Origin of the sequence: Anabaena sp. CS-542/02, from assembly GCF_028331085.1 — a bacterium.
Lineage (GTDB): Bacteria > Cyanobacteriota > Cyanobacteriia > Cyanobacteriales > Nostocaceae > Anabaenopsis > Anabaenopsis arnoldii.
Window position 1 is genome coordinate 20,717 of record NZ_JAQMTM010000042.1, and the last position, 25,076, is coordinate 45,792.

Genomic DNA, 25,076 nt, shown 5'->3' on the forward strand with positions numbered 1-25,076 from the left:
TAATGAGCAATAATACCAAGCTTCGCCGGAGAATTGTTAGAAAAAGACTCTCTATTAACTTTAAGAGATTGATCTTGTTTTATCTGGTTTCTATATCCACAGTAATCATTTTTAGCTTATTAATAAAGCAAATTCTTAGTAAGCCAAGTTATCAAGCTAAAAATACTAATTCTGCCCCTAATCCTCAAGTGTACACTCCTCAGCCTAATCCTCAAGTGTACACTCCTCAGCCTAATCCTCAAGTGTACACTCCTCAGTTTAATCCTCAAGTGTACACTCCTTCGACTCCTAACCTTGTAACAACCAATAGAACAAATAATAATCTAGGTGCAACAGTCAACATTTCCTCAAACATGAGGATAATCCCAGAAACTGATTATACAGAAGTTGGATTAACATCAATCTCTCAAGAAGACCTAACACAATTTCCTAGAAATCACGATCAAAAATTACAAGACATAGTTAATGACATTGTAAATGATGTGAGTTCCAAAGGTGCTTCAAAAAAGGATTTATCTATCAGCTTAGTGGATTTAAATAGTCAAACTTATGCTGGATATCAAGACGAAGTAACAAGATTTCCCGCTAGTGTAACTAAATTGTTTTGGATGGTATATTTATATGGTACAGAACCAGATTTAATTCGACAACCAGAAATTACAAAAGCTTTAAAGAAGATGATTCAAGACTCTGATAATGAATCAGCTAGTTTAATCATAGATGAAACTACTGGAACTGAATCAGGAGATGAATTAAATACAGAGAAATTTCAAGAATGGTATAAGAAACGTTTGAGTATGAATCACTTTTTTAAAAAAGCTGGTTACCAAAACATAAATATTAGTCAAAAGTTATATCCTTATAGTAAAGTTAATGGACCTGCGGGGAGAGACTTACAAATCCGCAAACCAGATTCTGATCCTTTACCTATAAGAAATTACACCACGACTTATAATGTTGCGCGACTACTATTTCAAATAGAAACAGGGGAATCAGTTGATAAAAAATATAGTCGTGACATGAAAAATCTCTTAGAAAGAAGCTTAAAAAAGGAAGAATGGGAAAAGATAGAATTTAATCACATTGCAGGTTTTTTTGGTGAAGGTTTACCAGAAGATGCTCAACTGTTCTCTAAAATGGGGTGGAACTTTCAGACCCGCAATGATGCAGCTATTATAGTTAGTCCAGATGGTAAAGCTAAATATATATTGGTAGTTTTTGGAGATCATCCCAGCTTTTATAAAGATAAAAAAATTCTCCCTGAAATATCACGTCAAGTTTACGATTACATGACTACAAGTTACTAGTGAGGTTAAGCATAAAATGCCAAATATATTGAGAAACCTAAGAAGAAATAAACCCCTACTATTTGGCATATATGCCGCGATCGGGTGCCTGATAGCAGCGATAATACTAGGGGAACCATTTTTAGCCCTAACCAGAATCGCACCCACAGCAACGGGAAAAGCAGTAGTTCTGTTAATAGATACCAGCGGTTCCATGGGGGAAATAGTCTCAGGGGATGTTACCCCCACAGGAGACACTCAAACCGTAGATGGGAAAGAATATAGAATAGTCACCGGGGGGAAATCTAAAATAGATGTCGTCATGGAATCCCTGTTAAAACTGGTAAATACTACCAAACTGGGAGGAAACGATCGCCTGGCCATCGTCAAATTTGATAGTGACGCTTCCCCCATCATTGGACTCACCAACCCCACAGAAAAGGATAAACTACAAACAGCCATCCAGGAACTGGGTAACATTGACGGTAGTACTAACATGGCCGATGGGATAAGAAAAGCCTACGACCAATTAAGATATAGCAACCTTACCCCGAACATCCTCTTATTTACCGACGGACTACCGGACAGTGCAGAAGAAGCTCTAAAAACCGCCCAATCTGTGAGAAATAATAACGTTAACCTGATTGCTGTAGGTACTGGTGACGCTGACACTCACTACCTAGCCCAACTCACAGGCGATCGCTCCCTAGTATTCTACGCCGACTCAGGGGACATTGATCAAGCCTTTCGCGAAGCCGAAGCCATCATCGGTAAAGAGTTAGTAGAATCTGCACCCACAGGTTACCTCAGCTTAGAATATTCCATGCTGCGTATAGGTGGTTGGACTGCATTTTTGGCCATGGGTATTTGCCTATCTTTAATTATAGGACAAAACCAATATATGCACCGTCCCCTATTGACAGCCAAAAAAGGAACCATCAGCACCCTAGGAAGTCTCAGCGCGGGTATGATAGCAGGTGGGGTGAGTCAATTTTTATTTTTCTCCCTCCCAGAAATTACCATACTACAAACTGCCAGCAGAATTATTGCTTGGGTAATACTCGGAACCTTACTAGGAGGGGGAACCCACTTTTTTGTACCTAACCTGAAGCTAAAAAACGCCTTATTAGGTGGTACTCTAGGGGGAGCCATGGGAGCCATAGCCTTTTTAATTACTGCGATCGCTCTGGGAGATGTTTCCGGTCGGTTATCAGGTGCGGTGATTCTGGGTTTTTGTATTGGTTTAATGATTGCGTGGATTGAACAAAAACAACTGAGTCAAGAACCCTATCTTTTAGTACGTTGGACCCCCACGGAAAAAACAACCTACTTATTAGGTGCAAAACCGATTATTATAGGTAGTTCCGTAGATGCACAAATACCCCTGAACGCCTCGGAAGGTTTCACCCCCATCACTGCGAAATTCTACAAACAAGGAGAAAACATTCTCATGGAATTTCACCCCGAATATGCAGAACGAAAAAACATGAAAAAACCTCTTCAACAACTACAACCAGGAGACACCCGTAAACTAGGAAACATCACCCTAGAAATCATGTCAACCCCCATGGAAAATTAGACTCATATGTTAATTTATGTTAAATATATGTCAAATTTATGTCAAAATGGTTGAGTCAAATCCAGCACCAACTACCGGGTAACTATTATGCAAACTGATTTACAAGACCTAGAAATCAGCCGTACAGAGTTAAATAACTTAACCGGATTAGATATCAACACAGTTCCCAAACTCTCTGTTGTGCAAGACCCAATCAAGATGTTAAGTTTTGTATTTATCAAACAAGATATGGGTGGACTAGGATTTGCTTTTGCCATCTCTGCTTACTTTTCCATATTATTTATTTTCAAAGAATATAAAGGCTTTTTCGACTATATTATAGGAGGCTTTGCCCTACTGGTGTCAGTCAGTACCGCAGTTCCCATTTATAAAACTCTGCAAAAATATATGCAGCTTTCCGGTACACATTCCCCCATGCTGCTACTTTGCAAATTGCTAGAAGAGGTAGATAGACATAACCAAATAATTAAAAATATTGACACCCTAGATCAATTGAAATCAGTAGGTAACGCCATTGATTTAAGCAACCGAGAAAAAGTGATTGAAGCCATCAAAATCACCAAAAAAGATTTACTACTAGCCATACAAACCGACAAAATATTAAGAGAGAATCCCGGATTTAACCCAGAATCCTTTGCTGTTGACCTCACAGGTTTACAAGCATTACAAGTAAGTGCGACTGCGAGTGAATATAGTCAAATATTAGATCAAGCCTTACAAATAGGTGTGAACGTACAAGAGGAAATGAGACAACTATCCTAAAACCATCTTGTAAAACCTATGATTAATCTCTCAAATATTGTTTTATCCCCCTCTTCGGGTGTTCATAGCGATCGCTCTTTAAGCACAGTCAACCGTCAACCCGTCAGAGGATGTTTGATAAGTTTTATAAGGTGATTTTAGACACTTCTTGATCCCCCCTAACCCCCCTTCTCAAGGGGGGAACTAGAGTCAAAGTCCCCCTTCTCAAGGGGGATTTAGGGGGATGTAAAAATATTTGATACACTAATCATGACTTTCCAAACAACCTCTCAACAGTCAACCGTCAACGGTTCGACTCCGCTCACCGACCACCGTCAACCATGATTAAATACCTCTTTTACCTACAAGTCAAAGGTTCACCAGAAGAATACAGATATGAACTAGACCTACAACCCCATGAAGAAAACACACCGGAAAAAGCATTTACCCCCCAACGCCAAGAAGACATCCGCGCTTCCTTGCAAAATCAAAGCCTATGCGCCATCAAAGATCATCACCTCCAGCAAATAATTAAAACCTGGTCAGAAGATATTAAAGAAGGTTTCCGGGCCAGTAACATCACACTTAACTTACCCTTACTCAGTCAAGCCAATTTAGAACAACTATCTGAACCAGGTAATCAAGAAATTCCCGCCCTAGTGACCCCAGACCTATCAGGGATAGAACCACTACTGGGAATGCTACCCCCCTTAGTTTTTGCTTAGAGAATATTTGAAAACTTATGATTAGTGTATCAAATATTGTTTTACCCCACCCTAACCCTCCCCTTGCAAAGGGAGGGGACTTGATTTTGTTGCTTCCCCCTATTCCCTGTTCCCTGTTCCCTGTTCCCCGTTCCCTTTAGATAAAAAACCATGTCAAACCTACTCAACATTACCATTACCCCCCATCGGGAATTTCTACCAGCACAACAAGCAGGACAAAAACTATTTTTGATGCTGAAACTGCGACCCACAAAAGAAGTAGCTGCAACCCGTCCCCCCACAGCTTTTACCTTCGTGATTGATACCAGTGGCTCAATGTATGAAATTGTCGCTGGGGAGACCAGACCCACAGGTAAAAGCTATGTCATGGATGGGAAAGAATATACAGAGGTCAGCGGGGGGAAAACAAAAATAGATATTGTCATCGAATCCTTGTCAGCCCTAGTCAATTCTGGTAGATTGGGGGCGAGCGATCGCATTAGTATAGTACAATTTGATGACTCAGCCTCTCAAATCATCGGCTTAACCAGCGCCACCGAAATCAGCAACTTACAGACCGCCATCAGCAAACTGCGCACCTTTTCCGGTGGGACACGCATGGGTTTAGGGTTACGTCGCGCCCTAGATATCTTGAAAGGTCAAGATATGTCCGTACGGCGCGCCCTAGTATTTACCGACGGTCAAACCTTTGACGATGATCAATGTCGCAACATAGCCTCAGATTTTGCCACCCATAATATCCCCATCACTGCTCTGGGTGTAGGAGAAGAATTTAACGAAGACCTACTTACCCACCTGAGCGACTCCACCGGGGGGAGCTTATTTTATGTGGTTCCCGGTAACGCCATTGGTACGCAAGTTTCCATCTTTGACCTACCCAACCAAATCATAGAACAATACACCCTCGCCCAGCAGGAGGTAATCACCAACCTGGCCTTAACAGTCAAAACCGTTAAGGGGGTAGAACTGTGTCGTATTATTCGCGCCTATCCCACCCAGTCCGAATTTCCCTTACATCAAGACCCCCACCCCATAGGAAACGCCGCAGCCAACGACGAAACCATTTTTATTTTAGAATTTAGCATGGATAGTCGCCCTCCATCCCGGGCGCGCCTTGCTCAAATTGGCTTAACCTACGAAGTCCCCGGTCAAAAAATCCGCAGTGAACTACCCCCCCAAAACGTGGTAGTGGAATTTGTCTCTGGTCAAGGGGGCGCAGCACAAGTTGACCAAGAAGTGATGGGTTACTTACAACAGTGTAATATTTCCCAAATCATTGACCAAGCCACAAGAATCGCCGATAAAGACCCCGGAAAAGCCCAACAACTCCTAGAAAACGCCCGCAGGATGACAGTCAAGATTGGTAACCAAGCCATGACCGACTCACTCAACGGCGCTCAAGAAGAATTACGCAAAACTCAGAAGATATCCGCCGGAACCAGTAAAACGATGAAAATAGGGGCTAAAGGTAAAACTGTGAAAATGGGTGACGACATTAACGAGCAGATATCACAGGACAAAATACGTGAACTCACTGGAACCTAAACCTCTAAATGGTTGACGGTTGACGGTTGACGGTTGACGGTTGACGGTTGACGGTTGACGGTTGACGGTTGACTGTTTTAAGCACTGATCACATATCTTTTTGAATACAAGGACTCACAAATCATGATGAACTGCGCCGCTTGTGGATACGACCAGAACCCACCTAACTCTGACTTTTGCGTTGCTTGTGGTTCTGAACTGCAAACCGCAAACCAAGCTATGGACGATTTAGATCGCATTAGACAAGAATTATTAAAACCCATACCAGAACCATTCATACCCACACCCACACCCACACCCACACCCTTACCACCTACCGTCATCCAACCCCCAACCCCACCCATACCTACACCCACTCCCATACCCCAAACCTTCCCCAGTGCGATCGCCAAATTAATTCCTAAACAAAGCGGTTCCCCCGTGGCAGAATTTACCTTAGATGGTAATGCGATCGTGGGAGTCTTTGACCCGGATATGGGACCAGTAGATATTGACCTAGAAGCCTTTATGGGTGGTGAAACGGTTTCTCGCAACCATGGGGAAATATACCAAAGTAACGGTACTTGGTTGATCAAAGACCTAGGGTCTACCAACGGTATATTTATCAAACCTGTGGGACAAACTCGCTTTGGCGCTAGAATCACCACCCCAGAAACCCTTAACCCCGGTGATGAAATTGCTTTTGGTAAGGTTCGGCTTGTGTTTCAAAGTCTTTAATTAGTTTAATTACCATGCTTACTTACCATGTCTTCACCCACCATTGATACCAGCAATAGTTTAGTCATTCAGACCCATAGTAAATTGACCATTGGTAATATCCCAGTGGAAATTATATCATACTTGGGTCAAACCGCCGATGTTTATTACTTCCAGGTCAATATTTTCCCCCCAGAGGATAGTACCACCCCATGTGAACCTATGAAATTAGGTTTACTGCGGGTGGGGTCTTTAGACAGTGGACTGAGCCGAGAATTGCAACTTAGAGAAATCCTAGGGGACTATAAACTAATTGCACAGTTACTCGCCCACAGTCAAGCTGCATCTGTAACTATTAACCTAGAGACAACTCCCCCCCCACCCCAGGACACAGACACTGTTGATGAGGGGAGTCTAATCACAGATACTCAGGAGATAGAAGAGGAGTCACCAGCAGAAACCACCTCATCTAATTATTTAGAAGAAGAATATTACCCCGAAGCAGAAACTACCTCATCTACCGAGAAAATTCTGCTCCTTACCGATTTCCCCGATGAAACTAAAACCCTAGAAACTTGGTTAACAGCAGAACATACCCTAGAAGAGTCTTTGTTTCTCACTACCCAAGTCTGCCAATTTTTCCGCTATATACATCAAAGAGACTGGTGTTTGATTTCCCTTCTCCCCCCATGGGTGCAAATGGGAACCCCTATCAAGTTCTTTGATTTAACCACAGCTTACCCCCTGGGTGCAACCCTCCCTTCAGGATTATTAGGAGACTATTTAGCCCCGGAACTGGGTTATAGTCAAAATCCCATTCAGGAATCTATGAGTACCTATACTGTGGGGGCATTACTATATCATATCATCCATCAACACCCTCTACCTCAAGAACTATCCCTTGAGTTCCAAATCAAACCCATTCCCCAAATTTACCAAATCCTCAAAATTTCTCTGGCTCCCGTTGCAGAGCAAAGATTTAACCTATCTCAACTCCTAAACGTACTAGTAGAAACTCGTAAATCATATAGCACAATTAAAACTAAATGGCAGGTGGCTACTGGTTCCACCGTGGGACTTTCTCCCCATCGCTTACACAATGAAGATAACTATGGAGTCAAACAAGAACAACTAAGCAATTCTCAAACCATGATTTTAGCAGTTGTGGCTGATGGTATGGGGGGAATGTCCCACGGAGAATTAGCTAGTAAAATAGCTGTGGAAATAGCTATGGAAACCCCCATCCCTCCCGACTGTAAAACCCCCGAACAACACCAGGAATGGTTAACTTCACTGTTCCACACAGTTAATGAAGCTATTAATGACCAAGTTAAGGATGGTGGAACTACTCTGAGCATGATTTTGGCGATCGCCCAACAATTAATCATCGCTCATGTGGGAGACAGTCGCATTTATCTGTTACGCCAAGGAGAAATTCGCCAATTAAGCGAAGACCATTCACTAGTTGCCATGTTAGTAGCCAGTGGTCAAATCACACTTGAAGAAAGTATAGACCATCCCGATCGCAATGTTTTAATTAAATCCATGGGTTCCAAATCCAGATTAAGTGATGGTTACGTCCAAGACCTCCGACGCACCACCCCGGAATTATCCCTCACCCTAGAGGATGCAGATATTATCATCCTCTGCTCTGACGGAGTATGGGATTTAGTCTCCCCCTCAGAGCTTGCAGATATCTTTAATAATTGTCATCACCCGGACTTAGATTTACAACTAGCTGTTGACAAGACTATTACACAAGTATTACAAAAAGGCGCATCAGATAACGCCACCCTTGTGGCTTTAAAGTGTACCATCCAAAAAAACGTAGCCAGTGGTTTGACCACTGGTAGTCAAACCGCTGTCTACTAATCTTGACTTACCACCCCAATGACTATTCAATGTCCTACCTGCTTGACAGAAAACGCAGACAATGCTACAATATGCATTGCTTGTGGTTTTACCCTCACTCCCACCCAAACATCATCAACATACCATTTACCTAGTGGTACCATCCTAGGACAGGGAAAATATCAAATTGAAAAACTTTTAGGAGAAGGTGGTTTTGGGATTACCTATCAAGGGGTTTATCTGCAAAACTCCGCCAAAGTAGCCATTAAGGAACTGTGGCCAGAAAAAGCCGCCAGAACAGGTAATACAGTCTGCTGGCCCCATTCCATCACCCCAGCAGAACGCCAAAAACAACTAGACAGCTTTCAAACCGAAGCCAGTTATTTATCACGATGCTCTCATAGAAACATTGTCAAAATCTATGAGTGGTTCCAGGAGAACAATACAGTTTACCTAGTCATGGAATTTGTCGCTGGTAAAACACTATATCAAATGTTCCAAGAACAAGGTAAACTACCAGAAAATCAAATCACAGATTATTTTATTCAAATTGCCGATGCCCTCAAGGTAGTACATCAAAACCAACTATTACATAGAGATATTAAACCAGATAATATCCTGGTTGACCAGCAAAACAGAGCCGTCTTAATTGACTTTGGCGCTACTAAAGAATTTATCGCCGGACAAACCCGGGAAATGAGCGTCACCCTATCCCAGGGTTATGCTCCCCTAGAACAGTATAGCTACCGCAGTCAACGTTGGCCTGCTACAGATTTCTACGCCTTGTGTGCATCTATGTATGAGTTATTAACTGCTCAATTACCCGCTCCCGCTCCCGAAAGAGCTACCGCAGATACACTCATCCCCCCCCGTCAACTTTCCCCTCATCTGAGTCCCTTAATCGAGAAAGTGATTTTAACCGGGATGCAATTTAGAGTTGAAGACCGGTTTCAAACAGCAGATGAATTAATAGACGCTTTAAATGGGCGGTTTGTTTCACCTAGCCAAAAACGCGCCCGGGAACTAGTAGCAAAGGGGGAATTAACAGCAGCTGTACAAGCATACGAAAAATATCTCAAAACAGAACCCAACCATGGTGAATCAGCAGTTGAACTCGCATTAGTACAGAGCTATCTCAACGACAATCAAGCCAAAATTGCGGCCGAAAAAGCAATACAATTACAACCACAAGATGGTAGAGGTTATGGGGTTTTAGGTCTGGTGAGTTGTCGTCAGTCTAAATGGTCTGAGGCTATTAAATATTTACAACAAGCAGCCAAACTCAGCCCCCAGGAAGCCTGGATACAGGCTAATCTAGGTTGGTGCTTAGGTAAGTCTGGTGATTGGTCTCAAGCAGAAATAGCTGTGAATAGAGCGTTACAGTTAGCGCCTGACTCTACCTTTGCTTTAGGACTCCAAGCTTGGATCGCAGTTAATCAACAGGAATGGAAAACAGGAGTACAGGCCGCTACCAAGGCAATTTTTAAATCTAATTTACAGTCTAATTTACAGTCTCAAAGCACCCCATCTAGTGATAGTCAACTATTACAACAGTGGGTATATCCTTATTTGATTATATCCTTAGATAAAGCTGCTGTTACCCAGCAAGCCAGGGATGTAGAACGACGGATACAAGAATTTATTACTCAAGTTCCTGATAGTGCTTTCGCCCTAGGGTTTCAAGGTTGGAAACAAGCCCTACAGGGGTTATGGTCTCCAGCCATATCTAATTTTACACCAGCTAGCAGTAAATCACAGGTCCCCAGTTGGGTGTTAATTAATTACGCTATTACCCAGGAAAATCTCCATAATTTCGCCGATGCTATCCGAATTTACGAAACTCACCAGCACAAGTTCCCTGGTGATACCTTTGTTTTATTCCGGTTAGGTACATTACATGGTAAAGTAAATGAATGGAACAAAGCTAGCCTTTATCTACAACAAGCAATTCAAATTAAACCTGATTATCCCGAGGCTCATCATAACCTAGGCTGGGTCTTACTCAACATTCGCAGCCCAGGCAATGAAGTGGAGCACTTCCGGGAAATGTTGTCAGCTTATCGTCAAGCTGTTCAACTCTATACACAACAGCAGCAACATTCATTAGCTGCAGATATTCAACAGGCCTTTCAACTGATTGGGATGAATATTTGACCTGATTAAGTTTCCCCCTGGGAAACTTAATCAATTCCCTTGTTTTGGCGATCGCGAAGCGCTGTTACAATCAGACCCCCCGATGGGACCTCAATCTCAATCAACCGGTTCTTGTGTTTCCATCTGTTGCTTTTGCGATCGCAGGTGAGAAGCTGATGCGAGTAGTTCCTCGACAACATCCCAAGCTGCAGCACATTCTCGCGAAGAATCGCCCTTACTTGCACAAATGCGTCTAGCTTCTTCCCGTGCAACTTCTATTTCATCTTCAATAAAAATCGGTTTGGGATTATCAAATAAATCACTCTTTCTGAGAATATCAGTAATTGAGATAATTCCCAACAACTTCCCCTTAATTACCGGAGCGCGACGAATCCGGGTATTAGCAAACAACCGAGCCACATACTCCACCCCTAGCTCAGGATTGACCACAATACAAGGCTTAGTCATAATCTGATAAACCCGGATCTGTTTCGGGTCTTGACCATAAGCCGCAACTTTATAAATAATATCAGTTTCAGTCACCATCCCATAGGGGTCATTTTCCGTGCGCGGTTCCACAATCAAAGCACGTAACCCTTTATACTTCATCAAATCCACTGCATCAGCAACAGTAGCAGAACCACTAATTGTCACCACATCCGTGGTCATGATGTCTTCAGCTTTCATCATATGTTGACACATCCCTGTTAATATTTAGGTTGAACAATCTTGATTAATCTTCGTAGATTCTCGCCTCTGGCGCATTGGGAAATTCTTCGCAGTACATAGCAAAATTACTTTTGGGATTCTCCACAAAGTCACCTTTTCTGAGAATATCAGTAATAGAGATAATTCCTAACAACTTACCCTTAATTACCGGAGCGCGACGAACCCGCGTATTAGCAAACAACCGAGCCACATATTCCACCCCTAACTCAGGATTGACCACAATACAAGGCTTAGTCATAATCTCATAAACTCGCACCTGTTTAGGATCATTACCGTAAGCACCCACTTTATAGACAATATCCGTTTCAGTCACCATCCCATAGGGGTCATTTTCCGTCCGCGGTTCCACCACCAAAGAGCGTAGTTTATGATCCTTCATCAGTTTTACTGCTTCTGCAACTGTTGCAGAACCACTAATTGTTACCACTTCCGTGGTCATGATTTCTTCTGCTTTCATCATCGCTAAATTTCTCCCATTAATGAGTATGAATTTATGCAAGATTACCTAGGATATCCCAATATTTACACTGATGTGCATGGATAAATCCCTCAAAAATGTTTAAAGTATCTTTTCTACAGCTGCGGTAAATTTTTCATAGCCCACTACCCCGACAATGGTTTCTGATGGCTGACCATGCTTAAAAAATATCACTGTCGGTAGACTACGGATACCCAGCTTTTCAGCCATACCAGGGTTATCCCCTACATCTAATTTCACTATCTTAGCTCTGTCTTGGTATTCCTGGGCGAGTTTATCCATAAAATGGCTCACCATCTTACACGGACCGCACCAAGTCGCAGTGCAATCTAACACCACCAATGGGTTATCCTGCAAACAGGTATCAAATTCTGTTTCTTGAATATATTCAACTGTACTTGTCACGGAAATTCCTCTGTTAATTTTAACGCTTTGTTTTCCGCCTCAACTGCTATCAGTGATCAGTAGTTGTGCGGGCGATGGTAAAGGATATGATGGAATCACAATGGGCGAATTTTTCCCTTGATGTCAAGGTTTCAAAATTACTACAGCCCTTGTGCCATATAAGTTTTAGTAATTTGATCTTTCGAGGATTACGCATACAATACCCTACCTTTTCCTTGGTCTGATCTTGGTCTGAACATAATTTAAGGTGTAGATTCCTTTCCCCTGGGAATTGGGGATTTATAGTCAAAAATCCCACCTAATTCACAAACAACTCTGTAAAAAATCAGCCACTGTTTCCACTGAGCGATCGCCATTAATCATAGTTAAACAGCCTTGTTGCCGATAATACTGAGTTAAAGGTGCAGTCTGCTGTTGATAGATTTCTATTCGCCTATAAATAACTTCAGGACAATCACCTAAGTAACCGCGTTGTTTCAATCTTACCACCGCCACATCAATAGGGACATAAAAGTTAAACACTCGGTTGTAAGACTGTCCTAAACTTGCTAATAGCTCATCCAGAAACCTAGCTTGGGATAAATTAACAGGAAATCCATCCAATATCCAACCCCGTCGAGCCGATGAATGATTCAAGTATTTGGCGATCATATCAAAGACTAAATTATCGGGAACCATATCACCTTTCTCCATATAAGCCCTTGCTTTCAACCCCAAAGTAGCTTGGACAGCTATGGACTGACGTAATATTTCACCAATGTCTATGTGTGGAATTTGCCATTGCTTTGAGAGTATAGCCCCCAGCGTCCCCTTACCAGCACCGGGAACTCCCAGTAAAATTAATCGCATCTTCCCACCCGCTCACTTATTGGTAAAGAATTACCTCAAAAATCCTACTAATTGATTAGCAGCTGCCATAACTTGAGATACTATGTCTTCAGAGGTGATTTCATTTGTGAAACCAATGACTGCTGAACAATCAAAAGACTATTACCTATGGGACAAGCTAGAACAAGCACGGAAAGCGAAAGCCGCTCGCGGTGGCTATGCTGGCTATGGTTCCCCCGCTTTTGGTCAACAATCAGTACATGGCAAATTGGTAGACAATCCCGCCGAACAACAGATTATTGACTTAATTCGCCGCCATCACAAGTCAGGAAAATCCCTTCCACAGATTGCTACCTGGTTAAACCAGCAAGGATATACAACCAAGCGAGGTAGTCAGTGGCGACCTGTGTCAGTTAAAAGGGTTTTAGACAGGCTTTATGGTAAAACTCCCAGAATTTCCGGTATGGACGCAACCTAATGGCAAGATTCCCTCCATTAACCCCTTTTTCACTCACCTTATTTTAAGACATTATATTTACCTCTTTATAACTCAAAGCCTTAGCATCTAATGCCTTGAGCAACTTTTACCTTTACATCCCTCGAATTATATCTCAATTCTCCCATGTGTAATATATGTCTGACGAAAATCTTTACAAAAATTCATAAAATCACATCCACTCTGAAGTATGCTTGATGACCCATTGATTGGCGTTCCCAGCGTAGAAGATGCCATAGATCGGCAGCCACTAGTTGTGACCCCGGATACATCTCTAACTGACGTGATTAATTTAATGAGTCGAACCCGAGGTAATACCTGCTCATTGCCTGAATATGATTCAGCAATTGGTTATTATTCCCTGCTTGGGGTTCGCTCCAGTAGTGTTTTAGTCATGGATGGGGGGCATTTATTAGGTATTTTTACAGAGCGAGATATTGTCAGACTCACCGCAGCAGGTGAGGACTTTGCCAAAGTAAAAATATCCCAAGTCATGGTACATCCGGTAATTACCCTCTCCCGCTCCGGCTTCCAGGATATATTTGCAGCCCTATTTTTATTTCGGCGCTATCGGATTCGTCACTTAGTCATCGTAGATGACAACCAACACTTAGTAGGAATCATTTCCCCAGAAAGTCTCAGACAGGTCTTACGTCCCACCAACTTACTGAAAATGCGGCGGGTATCAGAAGTCATGACCACCCAGGTGATTCATGCACCACCGGCAACCCCCGTACTTACCCTAGCACAGATGATGGCGCAACATCAAGTTAGTTGCATTGTCATCACCAACACCGATTCCTGGAATGATATTCTCTACACCTTTCAACCCGTGGGTATTGTCACAGAAAGGGATATCGTGCAATTTCAGGCATTAGGATTAAATTTGGCTAAAATTTCCGCCAAAACAGTCATGAGTACCCCCTTATTTCTACTCAGTCCCGAAGATTCCCTGTGGTCTGCCCATCAAGAAATGCAACGCCGGCGAATACAGCGATTAGTTGTATCCTGGGATTGGGGCGCAAAGTTAGGTATAGTCACTCAAACCAGCTTATTACGTATATTTGACCCCCTAGAGATGCATGGAGTCATAGAAACACTGCAACAAACAGTATCCCAACTAGAAGCGGAAAAAGCCCAATATCTCAACCACCAAACCCAAACTAATTACACACCAGCACCTCTACCCCCATCTGACCACAGCAACACCAAACAAAACATTATTCCTTACGACAACTTAGATACCTTAATTTCAAGTATTGAAAGCCGCATAGAATATTTACTTAATCACCCTAATTTACCCACAGAATTACAGCAACAGTATTTAACCTCCACCACAACAGACATTAAAACAATTCGCCATTGTCTGCGTGCTGGAATTTCCCAGTAAGCACCATGGTTGTTATTGACCTAAACCGGGAATTACCAGGGATTTACTTGACTTCTCCCCTGGATGGAATCACAGGGGATTTTAAACTGATGTTGCTACGCAGGCCCAAGCCATGCTACGCAACGTTTACGATATGATTTATTTAACCTTTTAAACTTACCCCAGGCACTACCGCACTGGAAAGATGGGCACGGTAGTATGAAACCATCGACCCTTACCGACTAAATGAGGAGGTTGTAAATCCCAACTTAAATAATTATCAAGTTGAAAAGATGACTTTCCAGAAAACAGGTAAACAAGTTGATCAAACCACGATTATTTATAACAGTAACTTGAGATTAACAGGTATTCCCCTACAGGCTTATGATTACATAGTTAGTTAATGGTAAATCTGCCTTAGATTGGGTAATGGAACGATATCAAGTCAGCGTAGATAAAGATAGCGGCATCACGAATAATCCCAACGACTGGTCAACCGACCCCCGGTACATAGTAGATTTAATTAAGAGGGTAGTCCGCGTGAGTGTGGAGACGATGAAGATTGTTGATAGTTTACCTCCACTGCATGATGGCAAGTTAAAAGAGTCTGTAACTGCTTATCAAACACAAGAATCAGCAACATCATGGGAGTTGAACTAGAATAATGAGTATCATAAGAATAAATATCTTTAAAAAGATATCTCTGTTGAAGTGCATAGTTGGATTAACTATCTTTAGTCCGATGCCAATACTAGCAACTGTTGCACATCTCTCCGTTGCTACTAATCCATCTCTTAGCATCAAAAATACTCTAATAGCCCAAACTCCACAAGTGTTTTGTGATGTAATCAACATTAAAACAGGACAACTTGCTTTGCGTTTTACACCTGGTGGTGAAGCCCGTGCTGGTTTGAATAATGGGAATGTTGTTAAGTTGTTAAAAGACCATCATAGTCCTTGGGTTTATGTTCAGGTTATACAAGTTCCCAACCCTAGGGTTAATGGTTTAACAGGTTGGGTAAATTCCAATTATTTATCTTGTTATATTGTCTATTTATCAATTATACCAACCTCGATGACAGCCTTAGCCAGACAACCAAAAGCTGTCGAGCCACGAGTTGATGAAAATGGCATAATTACTTATGATTACCCCGGCTATTTCTATGACTATAGCTGGCTTTCTCAAAAGAAAATCAAAAAAGAAGCAGATTTAGAAGGTTACAGCGCATTGTCTCTGGATTTATTGCGTAATGCGATTTTTGCTGTTCATGGTCGCCGATTTGTGAATCCCACTTTACAAAATTACTTCAATAGTCAACCTTGGTATAAGCCACGTTACCAGCCTAATCAATTTCCATCCCGTTTGCTTACACCTATAGAACAACATAATGTAGACATGATTCTGCGATATCAAAAACGCACCGGACTAAGATATTTTTAACTGAACGTTTGCATCATTGATTTGGCATATTTGAGATTTGCATCTTACTCAAGGTAACACCGATACCAGTATGTTTTGATAGGTTTATGACTCTGCTAAAATACAATATTCACTATCATTTAATTAATCACTCCCACACACCAGTTATTCTATTTCTGCATGGGTTTATTGGCAATCTTCATGAATTTGATCCAGTGATTACATTACTGGGTGAGGAATTTTCCTATTTAACACTTGACTTACCTGGACATGGCAAAACTCAAGTATGGGGAGGGGATGAATACTATACAATGGAAAATGTCGCCCAGGGGGTGATTAACTTACTAGACCAGTTAAAGATTCAACAGTGCTACTTGGTCGGTTACTCTATGGGTGGAAGATTAGCCTTATATCTAACTCTACATTTTCCCCACCGTTTTACTAAAGTCGTCTTAGAATCTGCATCCCCTGGTTTAGCAACAGCAACAGAACAATTAACCAGAGTTAAAACCGATGGTCAAATCGCCAGAAAGTTAGCCATAACTACTACCAAACAAGAGTTTACTAACTTCTTACTCCATTGGTATAGTCAACCCATCTTTGGGAGACTCAAAGACCATCCACAATTTACCCCCATGGTAGAAAGTCGGTTGCAAAATCACCCAGTCGAACTAGCCAAGTCATTGGAATTTATGGGAACTGGAAAGCAACCCTCTTTATGGCATAAACTCCCAGAAAACACCATACCTTTACTGTTATTAACGGGGGAGTATGACCATAAATTTAGAGATATTCATACCCAAATGGCGCAAAAATGCCCTTCCCAGGTAACGGTTATTGCTGATGCTGGCCATAATACTCACTTAGAAAATACTCCAGAATTTGTCAAAACTATCCGCAACTTTATATAGTCATCCTATTTGAGTTGAGAAATTATCAGTGAGGAAAGGGAACAGGGAACAGGGAACAGGGAACAGGGAACAGGGAACAGGGAACAGGGAACAGGGAACACACAAAAAACAATCAAATCCAGTCCCCTCCCCTTACAAGGGGAGGGTTAGGGTGGGGTCAAATAATATTCGATACAGTAATCATGACTTGACAAACATCCTCTCAGACAAAATCACCGCTGGGGACTGATGGTGATAAATGCTCCTTGATTCACAGCCCTTAATTCTTCCTGTAACATTTTTTGATAAATTTGGGGCAAAGACCTACTAATTGAATTAGTTTCTATACCGTATCCCAAACTTGTCCAGGTGGGAGATAGTCGCCGCAAAACATCGTCAATTTTTCCTTGTCGTAACAGTTGAGGAATATCAGTTCTCCAAACTCTGGAATCCTTCAACCAACGGTAAACCACTATATCTTGATACTCCGGTGCAAAACTATAAGTAGACCAAAACATGGCTCCGGGAGGTTGGGGATGATAGCGAGGGGCGATTTCAAACCAAGTCTTATTGATAATTTGATACCTACCCGCCGCAGTAGAGCAGTTATTTTTATTTGGTCCGCTGACAATTCTGACGCATATTTCTGGATGGCGGCTGAGGTCTTTCACCTGCTGACCACCATATAACAGAGAATAGGGACGGTTACCACTAGCTTCACTAGCGGAGATGGTGCGCATCAAAGCACGGATGTAAGGATCACCCCCACTCATGACTAAAGGTGGTTGTGGTACCATAAATACCAGATCCCTTGGCGATCGCACCGAGCCATGTATATACCACTGTAACAAATATACAAACCCCAGCAGTGCCGCCATGGGGCCAATCAGATGCTCAACGCCCTTGAGTTTAAAACCTTTGAGTGTCACAATCCTAGAAACTTAGTGAAATTAACTAAACATTAGCAAACAACTCCCCCCAACTTTTTTGGGGAGCCTCTGATTTAGCCACCACCTCAACAATTTTATTCCGGGAAGCAGGCTCAAACAAAGCCTCAACCGCCACCCGGGCCACCTTCTGACGGGGAATACTACCATCAAACAATGTATCAGCACCTTGCATTACCACACCATCAGAATTATCTTCATTTTTCAAACCACCAGGGCGGACAATGGTATAAGTCAAACCACTTTTTTGAATATATTCCTCAGCCTGTTTTTTCCACACCAAAATCAGCCAGAACAAATTTAAAGGATGAAACAACTGAGAAACACACAAAGAAGACACTAAAACAAAATGCTCAATTCCCTGAGACTTAGCCGCAGCGACCAGATTTTTAGTACCCTCAAAATCCACTCTATAGGGGCCAGTGGGGTCAAAACTGGGTTTAGCACCCGTAGCGCACAGCAAAACCGTACTATCTCCTAAAGCAGCATTGAGGCTTTGTGGTTGTAACACATCACCCTCAACTAACTGTGCCTCACTGGGTAAAATAGCTCTAGCTTTCTCTATATCCCTCACCAAAGCCCGCACGGGGATATTGCGCGCTATAAGTTCTTGGACAATGCGGCGACCTGTTTCGCCTGTTGCTCCGGCTACAAATGCTTTCATCAGTGTTTCTGGGGTTGAATATTTAACTTTAATGCTAACTGCTGGCGCATTTCTTGAAAGGGTTTATCCCATACAGGAGAGGTATCCCAATCCCATGTAGCCACAGGGATGAGGTTTGCTTTAGCTAAAGAAGTTAGTAGCAGGTGCTCATCTTCCGGTTCCCGGGAAAAATCGAAGGGGTTACGGTATCCTGTATGAGAAAGATTATAAGATGTCAACTGACCATAATTAATGTGTTTGATCAGTTTTTCACCCTTGCTCAATAACTCCTCTAAAAAAACCAAACTAAAAGGCTCAGAATTTGAGCGCGTTTGTGGTTCTCTTTGTACCCATCTTGCCCAATCAAACCCATAAATAAAATCGTGAACGTAGCGGAAGCGAATTTCTTTATTGATGCCGAATAGCTCAATGAGCAAGACCATTTTATCCCCAAAGGATTCTAAAAAAGACATAAAACCCCCATCGGCTACTAAAGCCTGTCTGACCATACTACTAACCATAAAATCAAAATCCCAGAAGATATTTTCTGGGAAGTTTTGCAACTGAGCATAAACTATCAATTTTAAGGTATCCCCCAGGGCTAGAATAAATTCCTCATCTGTGGTCATGGTAGTAATTAAGTTTCCCAGTTCTACAAAACTAGTGATTAAGGTTTTGTCGGGGTTGAGAGTTAATGGATTAACACACTGTTGGGCTAAAATGTCATCTAGGCATTGAAAAGGGTGATTTCCCTTCAGGTCATGGTTCATAAAGACACAAGGGGAGATGGGGACAGAGTTACTAGGTCCAGTCCCTAGCTGGAAATGTGGACAACTAATTCTCTGGTATGACTACGCTGACGATGCTCCCAAATATAAATACCTTGCCAAGTTCCCAGGACTAAATGACCGCCATTGATGGGAATCTGCTCACAAGTATGGGTCAGTGCAGTGCGGATATGTGCTGGCATATCGTCCGCACCTTCAGCATCGTGAATATACTTACCCGACTCAGGCACAAGTTTAGCCATAAAGTTGGCTAAATCTACCAAAACATCCGGGTCGGCATTTTCTTGTATCACTAAACTAGCGGAAGTGTGACGCAAAAACAAGGTACAAAGTCCAGTTTCCACCCCTGATTCTGTAACTATAGCCGCAATTTTGGCGGTGATGTTCTGAAAGTTTTTCCCTGTGGTAGAAATTCTGAGTAGTTTTTGGTAGTGCGGCATCTTGATACTATATTGACTGTTGATTTTATTTTAAGCAAAGGTGAGTGTACCTTGAGGTGCCTTTGATGTTAAAATGCTTTCAATAATTAGTTTCCTCTCAGCGCCTTTGGTGACTGAGTTTACCTATATCAGGTATTTATATGAATTTATTCATGCAAACGGCCGCGGAAGCAGTAGCCGGGGGTCCCCATTTTCCCTTAGCCTTTACCTTAGTGTATGTGGTTGGTTTTATTGCTGCTGTCACCATTGGTTCTATAGCTTGGTATAACTCCAAACGCCCCCCCGGTTGGGAAAGCAAAGATCGCCCCGACTTTGTACCTAAAGTAGAACCAGAAGAAACTCCAGGTTCGGGTAAACCGAAGTCTTAAGTATTACTTCTGCATGGGGATGGCTAGACGCGAAGAATCGCGTCTGCTCAACTCAAAGCTTTAGTTCTGCACCTCCACCCAGCGACGATAAAGCTTTTGAATTTGTTTGAGCAACTCTGTGTAGTCTGCTTCAGTGCATTGATTTAGCTTCATTGACTCGTTTTTTGTCAGCAGCCATGCTTCTTCTACACCCACTTCATCATCACTATAAATTAATTCACTAATAGCCGAAATCAGATTTTGGTAACTTTTCGGGCTAGGGCGATCGCCTAAATATTCTTGCAACCAGCTAGAATATTGTTGCGGTTGCACAGGAACTAACTCATATAGCCAAGGTTTAATTTCCGGATCACCGGCTAACCCTTTTACTTGAGCTATCTCGCGCAGATATTGACGTTCTTCTGGTTCTATTTTACCATCAATCCAAGCCGCAGCAATTAGGATTTTCACTAACTTTTTGACATGGGAATCAGTAACCATTGCTGCTTCCTCCGCTAGATTGGTAGCTTTCAAGAAAATAGTACAATCCCAAACTGTATTCATTGGCAATTGTTGGTTTTTCTTAATCGCACCATGAAAAAGCCATCCATGTTTTGTCGATGAGGCCAAACCTTCAGCCAGCCTTGGGGTGTGGAATACCTAGCCTCACAAGAGTCAACACTCGGAGGCTGAATTTCCCAATGGGGATGCTCAGTTAAAAACCTAGAAATCACCCCTTCATTTTCCGCCGGATGCAGTGTACAAGTGGCATAAACCAGTACACCCCCAGGCTTGACAAATTTAGATGTCTGTGCTATAATTTCTGTTTGCAAAGTCGAGAGTTCCTGGACAGATTCAGGTGTTTGTCGCCAACGTGCATCGGCGTGGCGGTGTAGGGTTCCCAACCCAGAACAGGGTGCATCTAGTAAGACGCGATCGCCCCTACAATTAAACTGGGGTAAATGACGACTATCACCAGTACAAATACGGATAGATTGTAAATGTAACCGTTGGGCATTTTCCCTGAGTTTACGCAGACGGGAAGCAGTGCGATCGCACCCCCAAACTTCCCCCTCATCCCCCATTAATTCAGCAATATGGGTTGTTTTCCCCCCCGGTGCTGCACAAGCATCAATCACCACCTCACCTGCTTGAGGGTTGAGGACATAACCCACAAGTTGAGCGCTAGCATCTTGCACAGACCACCAACCCTCACTAAAACCTGGCAGATTTTGGATAGCGCCAGTACTCCCAACTAATCGTAAAGCCTGCGGTAAATCCCGAACCCGGCGAGTTAAAATCCCAACTGAAGCCAAAGCCCCCTCAACTTCCTCAATAGAAGCCCGTAGGGGATTAACCCGTAAATCAATTGTCGGTGTTTGGTTCATCCAGTCACAAAGTTGTTCTGTTTGTGCCAAACCCAATTCATCTAACCAAACCTGAATAATCCAATCGGGAAAGCTGTATAAAATACCCAAACGTTCCACAGGATTTTCAGGTAACTTCAAAGGCTCCGGTAACTTCTCCCCCAGACGAATATACTGGCGCAACAGACCATTCACAAAACCAGTCAGACCAGAAAAACCATTTTCCTTAGCCAACTGTACAGTAGTATTCACAGCCGCCGAAGCAGGGATACGCTCTTGATAACGCAATTGGTATAAACCCAGATGTATGATAGTGCGCAGGTCTTGGGGTTGTTGATGAGATTTTTTAGTAGCCAGTTGGTCAATGAGGGTATCAAGAGTCCGTTGTCTCCTCACGCTACCATAGACTAATTCCGTCAGCAAACCGCGATCGTGACTAGGCAAGCTCACCTTTTGCAGCACTCTATTTAAAGCTACATCAGCATAAGCCCCCTTATGAACATCTCGCAAGGCATTAAAAGCTATTTGGCGGGCATTTGTCATGAACTAATTTTAAGTGTATAATTTATCTACCCAGCCGAATCATGGAAATTCGAGGTAATTAAGTATATTCTGACAATTATTTTACCCCACAGCTGCACCACAGCCAACGCCCAACCAAAACTTATAACTCGCAAGACATAGCAAAAGCAAAATGTAACTACAAAGTAGTTACATCGGGCTTTAAACCTTATGTTTATATTCGACAAGTACACCTGATTAACCTCGTGAGATTTCCCATCAAGGCATATAGGGTTCTACACTCCCAATTTCAAACTCACAAGCCCGAGAAACAGCTTCAGGTGGTAATTCATCAAAAGTCACCAATGGTAAATAATTGGGATTATCCATCAGTTCTTTTGCCAATAAAAAACCAGCAATACTCCAAGTTTGATATTTCCTAGCTTGCTTACCAATTAGTCGTCCTTTTTTACCATCATAATATTCTGGCCATTCATCTTCAATCAACCTAGTCTTGGCAATTTCAATAGTCTTTCTAGCTAAACCAGTTTTGTTGGTTTTGACAGCTGCTGCGGCAAACATCCACATTAATACCGGCCAACTACCAGCATTATGATATGACCAAGGGATATTTTTCGGATCACACCCGGTGACAATTCTGTATTCTTCATCCTCTAAGGCTGGGAAACAGATTTTCATAGGCATATCTCCTACTAAATCATCCCATCTTTCCTCAATCAAACTCATAATAGCTTGTGACTGTTCTTCTGTAGCTAAGTCAGAAATAATCGCCATCAAGTTACCCAGGGCAAAAAAACGGGTATCTAACTGAGATGGACCGACATTACCAGCTAAATAACCACCTTTACGGGGTAACCACTTGTCTAATTCGTAATAGGGAAGAGAGTCTACATAGATATTAAATAGATTCACAGCCCCTTTGCCATACTCTTCACTCTTAAAACGATAAATTGCATTGAGGCGATTAATATCTATCCAATAATGCTGACGAATATGAGCGCACAACAGTGGGAGGCGGTTATCAATGGCTGAGATTATATCTTGATTACCCTGACAAATCAACAGCTCACGAGCTCCACGTAAAGCCCCATAAAATAACACCTGAATTTCCAGAGGATGACCATAAATCCCCATGCGACGGTCAATCATACAAGCACCATCGGGAACCAACAGGGTGGGGTACATATCAAAGCGATTGGCCAAGCAGATTTCCATAATTAACCTAATACCATTTTGGAAATCAGGTTGATAGGCGATGGAATAATCCTTCGTGGCCACTACATAAGCACGCAATAAAATAATCCACCATAGACAAGAATCTACTGGAGTGACTCTAGCGATCGCGTGTTCACCAAAATCAGCTTCTAAATATTCCTCTCCATTGTCGCATACAACTTTAAAGCTAGCTGGAATTAAACCGCGCCCAGGCTTATAAGCATCTAGTTCTCTTTCTTTAGGCTGTAACTTTAATGTTTCTTCCAGGAAATTACGAACAATATCTGTTCTACCTTTAATCAAAAAAATTAACGCCGAAGAGACAAAATCGCGGATAAAACACTGATCATAATTAAGTGCTTCCACAGATGCATCATAGGCGGCTACAGTTCCCACAGGACGACCTTGATAATAGAGAATTGACTTCTCTAGCGCTCGCCATGCTTGTGCTTCTATATTTTCATCTGTTACTAATTCATTTATTGGCATCACTAGAGTAACTCCATTGAGGGGGTAATTGTTTACTAGATGCACCGTGATGGATTATTTATGCTATTATTTTTAGCATAACAAAAACCATATTTTGAATAGCAACCTGCTTTGAGCAAATAAGTTAGAAATCGTAACTTAAGCTACTAATTGAGCTAGAAATTAAGCCACAATTAGCTTTTCTTTCATTATCTTTTAGGTGAACCGCAGCCAGGTATTTTTTACCTCAAGCAACGTCATAAATCCTAAGAAGCGCCATAAAATACATAGTCCCAGGTTGTTCTGTGTTCTGTGTGTCAATCTCTAACCTGGGTTTACCAAACAACAAAGAATTTTCGCTACTATTCAAAGTGGCTTTGAACTATTTACGGTATATTTACTTAATCAAGATTGGGCTTTGAGGCAGTAAATTAGATTATTCCCCTACAACCTCATAATTTATAATGTTTTTTCACAATATGCAATATAAAAGTTAAACAACTTTAGATGTCAATACTTCTAAGGAGGTGTATATTTTACCTAAATTACCAATAATATAGGGAAATTTTGCGAGTAACGTCTAAAAGGTTGTTTGGAAAGTATTAAACAGGTAATTGTTATCTTAGGGAACAGGGAACAGGGAACAGGGAACACACAAAAAACAATCAAATCAAGTCCCCTCCTCTTGCAAGGACAAGACAAGGTGGACAAGGTGGACTAGGTGACAAGGGAGAAAAACAGTACAAAGTCTGTATTCTTAGTAAGAAAAATAGCCCATTAAAAGACCATTGTCCGGATAAAATCTTCCTTGTCCACTTTCCTTCCTTGTCTTCGGTGGTCTTGCCTTCACAGATCATATTAAAAACCTACCCTTGTAAGGAGAGGGTGGGGTCAAACAATAGTCAAACAATAGTCAAACAATACCAGTTCTCTGTTTGGCTTCCTCTTCCACAGACATCTACAAGTTTCTAGCTGGTAGAGCTAGTCCTAAGCTGAGTATTTTATAGACAAAACTATACTTATATTAACAAGTATTGACATAAGTGAGTTAAGAAAATCGCCCACTTGATATATAATCCTACGATATCAAGTATTGAATTAAGACTATTGCCAACGCGAAAACCAAGCAATGATAGCGGTAGTCTTTCTTGTAAATCTTAAGAGAAAT

Annotated in this window: 26 protein-coding genes; 15 read left to right on the plus strand and 11 right to left on the minus strand. The window is 42.0% G+C overall.

What is annotated here, in order from left to right; genetic code table 11:
- Positions 1–2: 2 nt before the first annotated feature.
- From PN447_RS04070 to PN447_RS04105, 8 genes are all read left to right on the plus strand, one after another.
- Entirely contained in the window at positions 3–1,307 is a 1,305-nt protein-coding gene (locus PN447_RS04070; RefSeq protein WP_271761024.1) for a serine hydrolase, read from the plus strand.
- A gap of 16 nt (positions 1,308–1,323) precedes the next feature.
- A complete protein-coding gene (locus PN447_RS04075) occupies positions 1,324–2,865 on the plus strand; it encodes a VWA domain-containing protein (protein WP_271761026.1) in 1,542 nt (513 codons plus the stop codon).
- Between the two features lie 87 nt (positions 2,866–2,952).
- Positions 2,953–3,627, plus strand: coding sequence for a hypothetical protein (locus PN447_RS04080; protein WP_271761027.1), 675 nt, complete (start codon positions 2,953–2,955; stop codon positions 3,625–3,627).
- A gap of 320 nt (positions 3,628–3,947) precedes the next feature.
- On the plus strand, positions 3,948–4,331 hold the full coding sequence (locus PN447_RS04085) for a hypothetical protein (RefSeq protein WP_271761028.1): 384 nt from the start codon (positions 3,948–3,950) through the stop codon (positions 4,329–4,331).
- Positions 4,332–4,481: 150 nt separating this feature from the next.
- Positions 4,482–5,876 carry a vWA domain-containing protein gene (locus PN447_RS04090; protein ID WP_271761030.1) on the plus strand — a complete coding sequence of 465 codons (1,395 nt, stop codon included), beginning with the start codon at positions 4,482–4,484 and terminating at the stop codon, positions 5,874–5,876.
- Positions 5,877–5,999: 123 nt separating this feature from the next.
- Positions 6,000–6,593: an FHA domain-containing protein gene (locus tag PN447_RS04095; protein WP_271761032.1), complete on the plus strand. Its 594-nt coding sequence runs from the start codon at positions 6,000–6,002 to the stop codon at positions 6,591–6,593.
- A gap of 27 nt (positions 6,594–6,620) precedes the next feature.
- Entirely contained in the window at positions 6,621–8,444 is a 1,824-nt protein-coding gene (locus PN447_RS04100; protein ID WP_271761034.1) for a PP2C family protein-serine/threonine phosphatase, read from the plus strand.
- Positions 8,445–8,462: 18 nt separating this feature from the next.
- Entirely contained in the window at positions 8,463–10,577 is a 2,115-nt protein-coding gene (locus PN447_RS04105) for a serine/threonine-protein kinase (protein ID WP_271761035.1), read from the plus strand.
- A 96-nt stretch (positions 10,578–10,673) separates the two neighbouring features.
- Here PN447_RS04105 and PN447_RS04110 read toward each other — a convergent pair whose 3' ends face one another.
- The 4 genes from PN447_RS04110 to PN447_RS04125 form a co-directional block, all read right to left on the minus strand.
- Positions 10,674–11,246, minus strand: a complete 573-nt coding sequence (locus PN447_RS04110; RefSeq protein WP_271761037.1) for a CBS domain-containing protein — start codon at positions 11,244–11,246, stop codon at positions 10,674–10,676.
- Between the two features lie 43 nt (positions 11,247–11,289).
- Positions 11,290–11,745: a CBS domain-containing protein gene (locus tag PN447_RS04115; RefSeq protein WP_271761038.1), complete on the minus strand. Its 456-nt coding sequence runs from the start codon at positions 11,743–11,745 to the stop codon at positions 11,290–11,292.
- A 99-nt stretch (positions 11,746–11,844) separates the two neighbouring features.
- Positions 11,845–12,168: a thioredoxin family protein gene (locus tag PN447_RS04120; RefSeq protein ID WP_334311079.1), complete on the minus strand. Its 324-nt coding sequence runs from the start codon at positions 12,166–12,168 to the stop codon at positions 11,845–11,847.
- A 303-nt stretch (positions 12,169–12,471) separates the two neighbouring features.
- Complete coding sequence (locus PN447_RS04125) at positions 12,472–13,017, minus strand: nucleoside monophosphate kinase (protein ID WP_271761040.1); 546 nt, start codon at positions 13,015–13,017, stop codon at positions 12,472–12,474.
- A gap of 115 nt (positions 13,018–13,132) precedes the next feature.
- On the opposite strand from PN447_RS04125, the gene PN447_RS04130 reads away from it, so the two are divergent.
- The 6 genes from PN447_RS04130 (at position 13,133) to menH (ending at position 17,192) form a co-directional block, all read left to right on the plus strand.
- Positions 13,133–13,474 (plus strand): recombinase family protein, encoded by a 342-nt coding sequence (locus PN447_RS04130; RefSeq protein ID WP_271761042.1) that lies wholly within the window; start codon positions 13,133–13,135, stop codon positions 13,472–13,474.
- 208 nt (positions 13,475–13,682) lie between these two features.
- On the plus strand, positions 13,683–14,882 hold the full coding sequence (locus tag PN447_RS04135) for a CBS domain-containing protein (protein ID WP_271761043.1): 1,200 nt from the start codon (positions 13,683–13,685) through the stop codon (positions 14,880–14,882).
- 206 nt (positions 14,883–15,088) lie between these two features.
- A complete protein-coding gene (locus tag PN447_RS18615) occupies positions 15,089–15,265 on the plus strand; it encodes a type ISP restriction/modification enzyme (protein WP_334311080.1) in 177 nt (58 codons plus the stop codon).
- Positions 15,266–15,290: 25 nt separating this feature from the next.
- Entirely contained in the window at positions 15,291–15,521 is a 231-nt protein-coding gene (locus PN447_RS04145) for a hypothetical protein (RefSeq protein WP_271761047.1), read from the plus strand.
- Positions 15,522–15,603: 82 nt separating this feature from the next.
- Positions 15,604–16,302, plus strand: coding sequence for a YARHG domain-containing protein (locus PN447_RS04150; RefSeq protein WP_271761049.1), 699 nt, complete (start codon positions 15,604–15,606; stop codon positions 16,300–16,302).
- An 86-nt stretch (positions 16,303–16,388) separates the two neighbouring features.
- Positions 16,389–17,192, plus strand: coding sequence for a 2-succinyl-6-hydroxy-2,4-cyclohexadiene-1-carboxylate synthase (menH, locus tag PN447_RS04155; protein WP_271761051.1), 804 nt, complete (start codon positions 16,389–16,391; stop codon positions 17,190–17,192).
- Positions 17,193–17,404: 212 nt separating this feature from the next.
- Here the strand turns inward: menH and PN447_RS04160 are convergent, their stop codons facing one another.
- The 4 genes from PN447_RS04160 to PN447_RS04175 all read right to left on the minus strand — a co-directional run bounded on the left by PN447_RS04160 (position 17,405) and on the right by PN447_RS04175 (position 19,989).
- Positions 17,405–18,049 carry a glycoside hydrolase family 24 protein gene (locus PN447_RS04160; RefSeq protein ID WP_271761062.1) on the minus strand — a complete coding sequence of 215 codons (645 nt, stop codon included), beginning with the start codon at positions 18,047–18,049 and terminating at the stop codon, positions 17,405–17,407.
- A gap of 76 nt (positions 18,050–18,125) precedes the next feature.
- Complete coding sequence (locus PN447_RS04165; protein ID WP_271730757.1) at positions 18,126–18,782, minus strand: NAD(P)H-binding protein; 657 nt, start codon at positions 18,780–18,782, stop codon at positions 18,126–18,128.
- Positions 18,782–19,531 (minus strand): hypothetical protein, encoded by a 750-nt coding sequence (locus PN447_RS04170; protein WP_271761053.1) that lies wholly within the window; start codon positions 19,529–19,531, stop codon positions 18,782–18,784. The genes PN447_RS04165 and PN447_RS04170 overlap by 1 nt, the downstream gene beginning before the upstream one ends.
- A gap of 44 nt (positions 19,532–19,575) precedes the next feature.
- Positions 19,576–19,989, minus strand: coding sequence for a secondary thiamine-phosphate synthase enzyme YjbQ (locus PN447_RS04175; RefSeq protein ID WP_271730760.1), 414 nt, complete (start codon positions 19,987–19,989; stop codon positions 19,576–19,578).
- 140 nt (positions 19,990–20,129) lie between these two features.
- Between PN447_RS04175 and psb35 the strand changes: the two genes are divergently transcribed.
- On the plus strand, positions 20,130–20,357 hold the full coding sequence (gene psb35 / locus PN447_RS04180; RefSeq protein WP_271761054.1) for a photosystem II assembly protein Psb35: 228 nt from the start codon (positions 20,130–20,132) through the stop codon (positions 20,355–20,357).
- A 60-nt stretch (positions 20,358–20,417) separates the two neighbouring features.
- Here psb35 and PN447_RS04185 read toward each other — a convergent pair whose 3' ends face one another.
- From PN447_RS04185 to PN447_RS04195, 3 genes are all read right to left on the minus strand, one after another.
- The gene (locus PN447_RS04185) at positions 20,418–20,837 is read right to left on the minus strand and encodes a tellurite resistance TerB family protein (RefSeq protein WP_271761063.1); all 420 of its coding nucleotides are present in this window, start codon (positions 20,835–20,837) and stop codon (positions 20,418–20,420) included.
- Between the two features lie 59 nt (positions 20,838–20,896).
- Positions 20,897–22,246, minus strand: coding sequence for a 16S rRNA (cytosine(967)-C(5))-methyltransferase (locus tag PN447_RS04190; RefSeq protein ID WP_271761056.1), 1,350 nt, complete (start codon positions 22,244–22,246; stop codon positions 20,897–20,899).
- A 237-nt stretch (positions 22,247–22,483) separates the two neighbouring features.
- Positions 22,484–23,929, minus strand: coding sequence for a glycoside hydrolase 100 family protein (locus PN447_RS04195; RefSeq protein WP_271761059.1), 1,446 nt, complete (start codon positions 23,927–23,929; stop codon positions 22,484–22,486).
- Positions 23,930–25,076 lie beyond the last annotated feature (1,147 nt).

Excerpts from the sequence above, each read along its gene's own strand:
- PN447_RS04070 (WP_271761024.1), top strand. The coding sequence starts at position 3 with ATGAGCAATAATACCAAGCTTCGCCGGAGAATTGTTAGAAAAAGACTC.
- PN447_RS04075 (WP_271761026.1), top strand. The coding sequence starts at position 1,324 with ATGCCAAATATATTGAGAAACCTAAGAAGAAATAAACCCCTACTATTT.
- PN447_RS04080 (WP_271761027.1), top strand. The coding sequence starts at position 2,953 with ATGCAAACTGATTTACAAGACCTAGAAATCAGCCGTACAGAGTTAAAT.
- PN447_RS04085 (WP_271761028.1), top strand. The coding sequence starts at position 3,948 with ATGATTAAATACCTCTTTTACCTACAAGTCAAAGGTTCACCAGAAGAA.
- PN447_RS04090 (WP_271761030.1), top strand. The coding sequence starts at position 4,482 with ATGTCAAACCTACTCAACATTACCATTACCCCCCATCGGGAATTTCTA.
- PN447_RS04095 (WP_271761032.1), top strand. The coding sequence starts at position 6,000 with ATGATGAACTGCGCCGCTTGTGGATACGACCAGAACCCACCTAACTCT.
- PN447_RS04100 (WP_271761034.1), top strand. The coding sequence starts at position 6,621 with ATGTCTTCACCCACCATTGATACCAGCAATAGTTTAGTCATTCAGACC.
- PN447_RS04105 (WP_271761035.1), top strand. The coding sequence starts at position 8,463 with ATGACTATTCAATGTCCTACCTGCTTGACAGAAAACGCAGACAATGCT.
- PN447_RS04110 (WP_271761037.1), bottom strand. The coding sequence starts at position 11,246 with ATGATGAAAGCTGAAGACATCATGACCACGGATGTGGTGACAATTAGT.
- PN447_RS04115 (WP_271761038.1), bottom strand. The coding sequence starts at position 11,745 with ATGATGAAAGCAGAAGAAATCATGACCACGGAAGTGGTAACAATTAGT.
- PN447_RS04125 (WP_271761040.1), bottom strand. The coding sequence starts at position 13,017 with ATGCGATTAATTTTACTGGGAGTTCCCGGTGCTGGTAAGGGGACGCTG.
- PN447_RS04130 (WP_271761042.1), top strand. The coding sequence starts at position 13,133 with ATGACTGCTGAACAATCAAAAGACTATTACCTATGGGACAAGCTAGAA.
- PN447_RS04135 (WP_271761043.1), top strand. The coding sequence starts at position 13,683 with ATGCTTGATGACCCATTGATTGGCGTTCCCAGCGTAGAAGATGCCATA.
- PN447_RS04145 (WP_271761047.1), top strand. The coding sequence starts at position 15,291 with ATGGAACGATATCAAGTCAGCGTAGATAAAGATAGCGGCATCACGAAT.
- PN447_RS04150 (WP_271761049.1), top strand. The coding sequence starts at position 15,604 with ATGCCAATACTAGCAACTGTTGCACATCTCTCCGTTGCTACTAATCCA.
- menH (WP_271761051.1), top strand. The coding sequence starts at position 16,389 with ATGACTCTGCTAAAATACAATATTCACTATCATTTAATTAATCACTCC.
- PN447_RS04160 (WP_271761062.1), bottom strand. The coding sequence starts at position 18,049 with ATGGCGGCACTGCTGGGGTTTGTATATTTGTTACAGTGGTATATACAT.
- PN447_RS04165 (WP_271730757.1), bottom strand. The coding sequence starts at position 18,782 with ATGAAAGCATTTGTAGCCGGAGCAACAGGCGAAACAGGTCGCCGCATT.
- PN447_RS04170 (WP_271761053.1), bottom strand. The coding sequence starts at position 19,531 with ATGAACCATGACCTGAAGGGAAATCACCCTTTTCAATGCCTAGATGAC.
- PN447_RS04175 (WP_271730760.1), bottom strand. The coding sequence starts at position 19,989 with ATGCCGCACTACCAAAAACTACTCAGAATTTCTACCACAGGGAAAAAC.
- psb35 (WP_271761054.1), top strand. The coding sequence starts at position 20,130 with ATGAATTTATTCATGCAAACGGCCGCGGAAGCAGTAGCCGGGGGTCCC.
- PN447_RS04185 (WP_271761063.1), bottom strand. The coding sequence starts at position 20,837 with ATGGTTACTGATTCCCATGTCAAAAAGTTAGTGAAAATCCTAATTGCT.
- PN447_RS04190 (WP_271761056.1), bottom strand. The coding sequence starts at position 22,246 with ATGACAAATGCCCGCCAAATAGCTTTTAATGCCTTGCGAGATGTTCAT.
- PN447_RS04195 (WP_271761059.1), bottom strand. The coding sequence starts at position 23,929 with ATGCCAATAAATGAATTAGTAACAGATGAAAATATAGAAGCACAAGCA.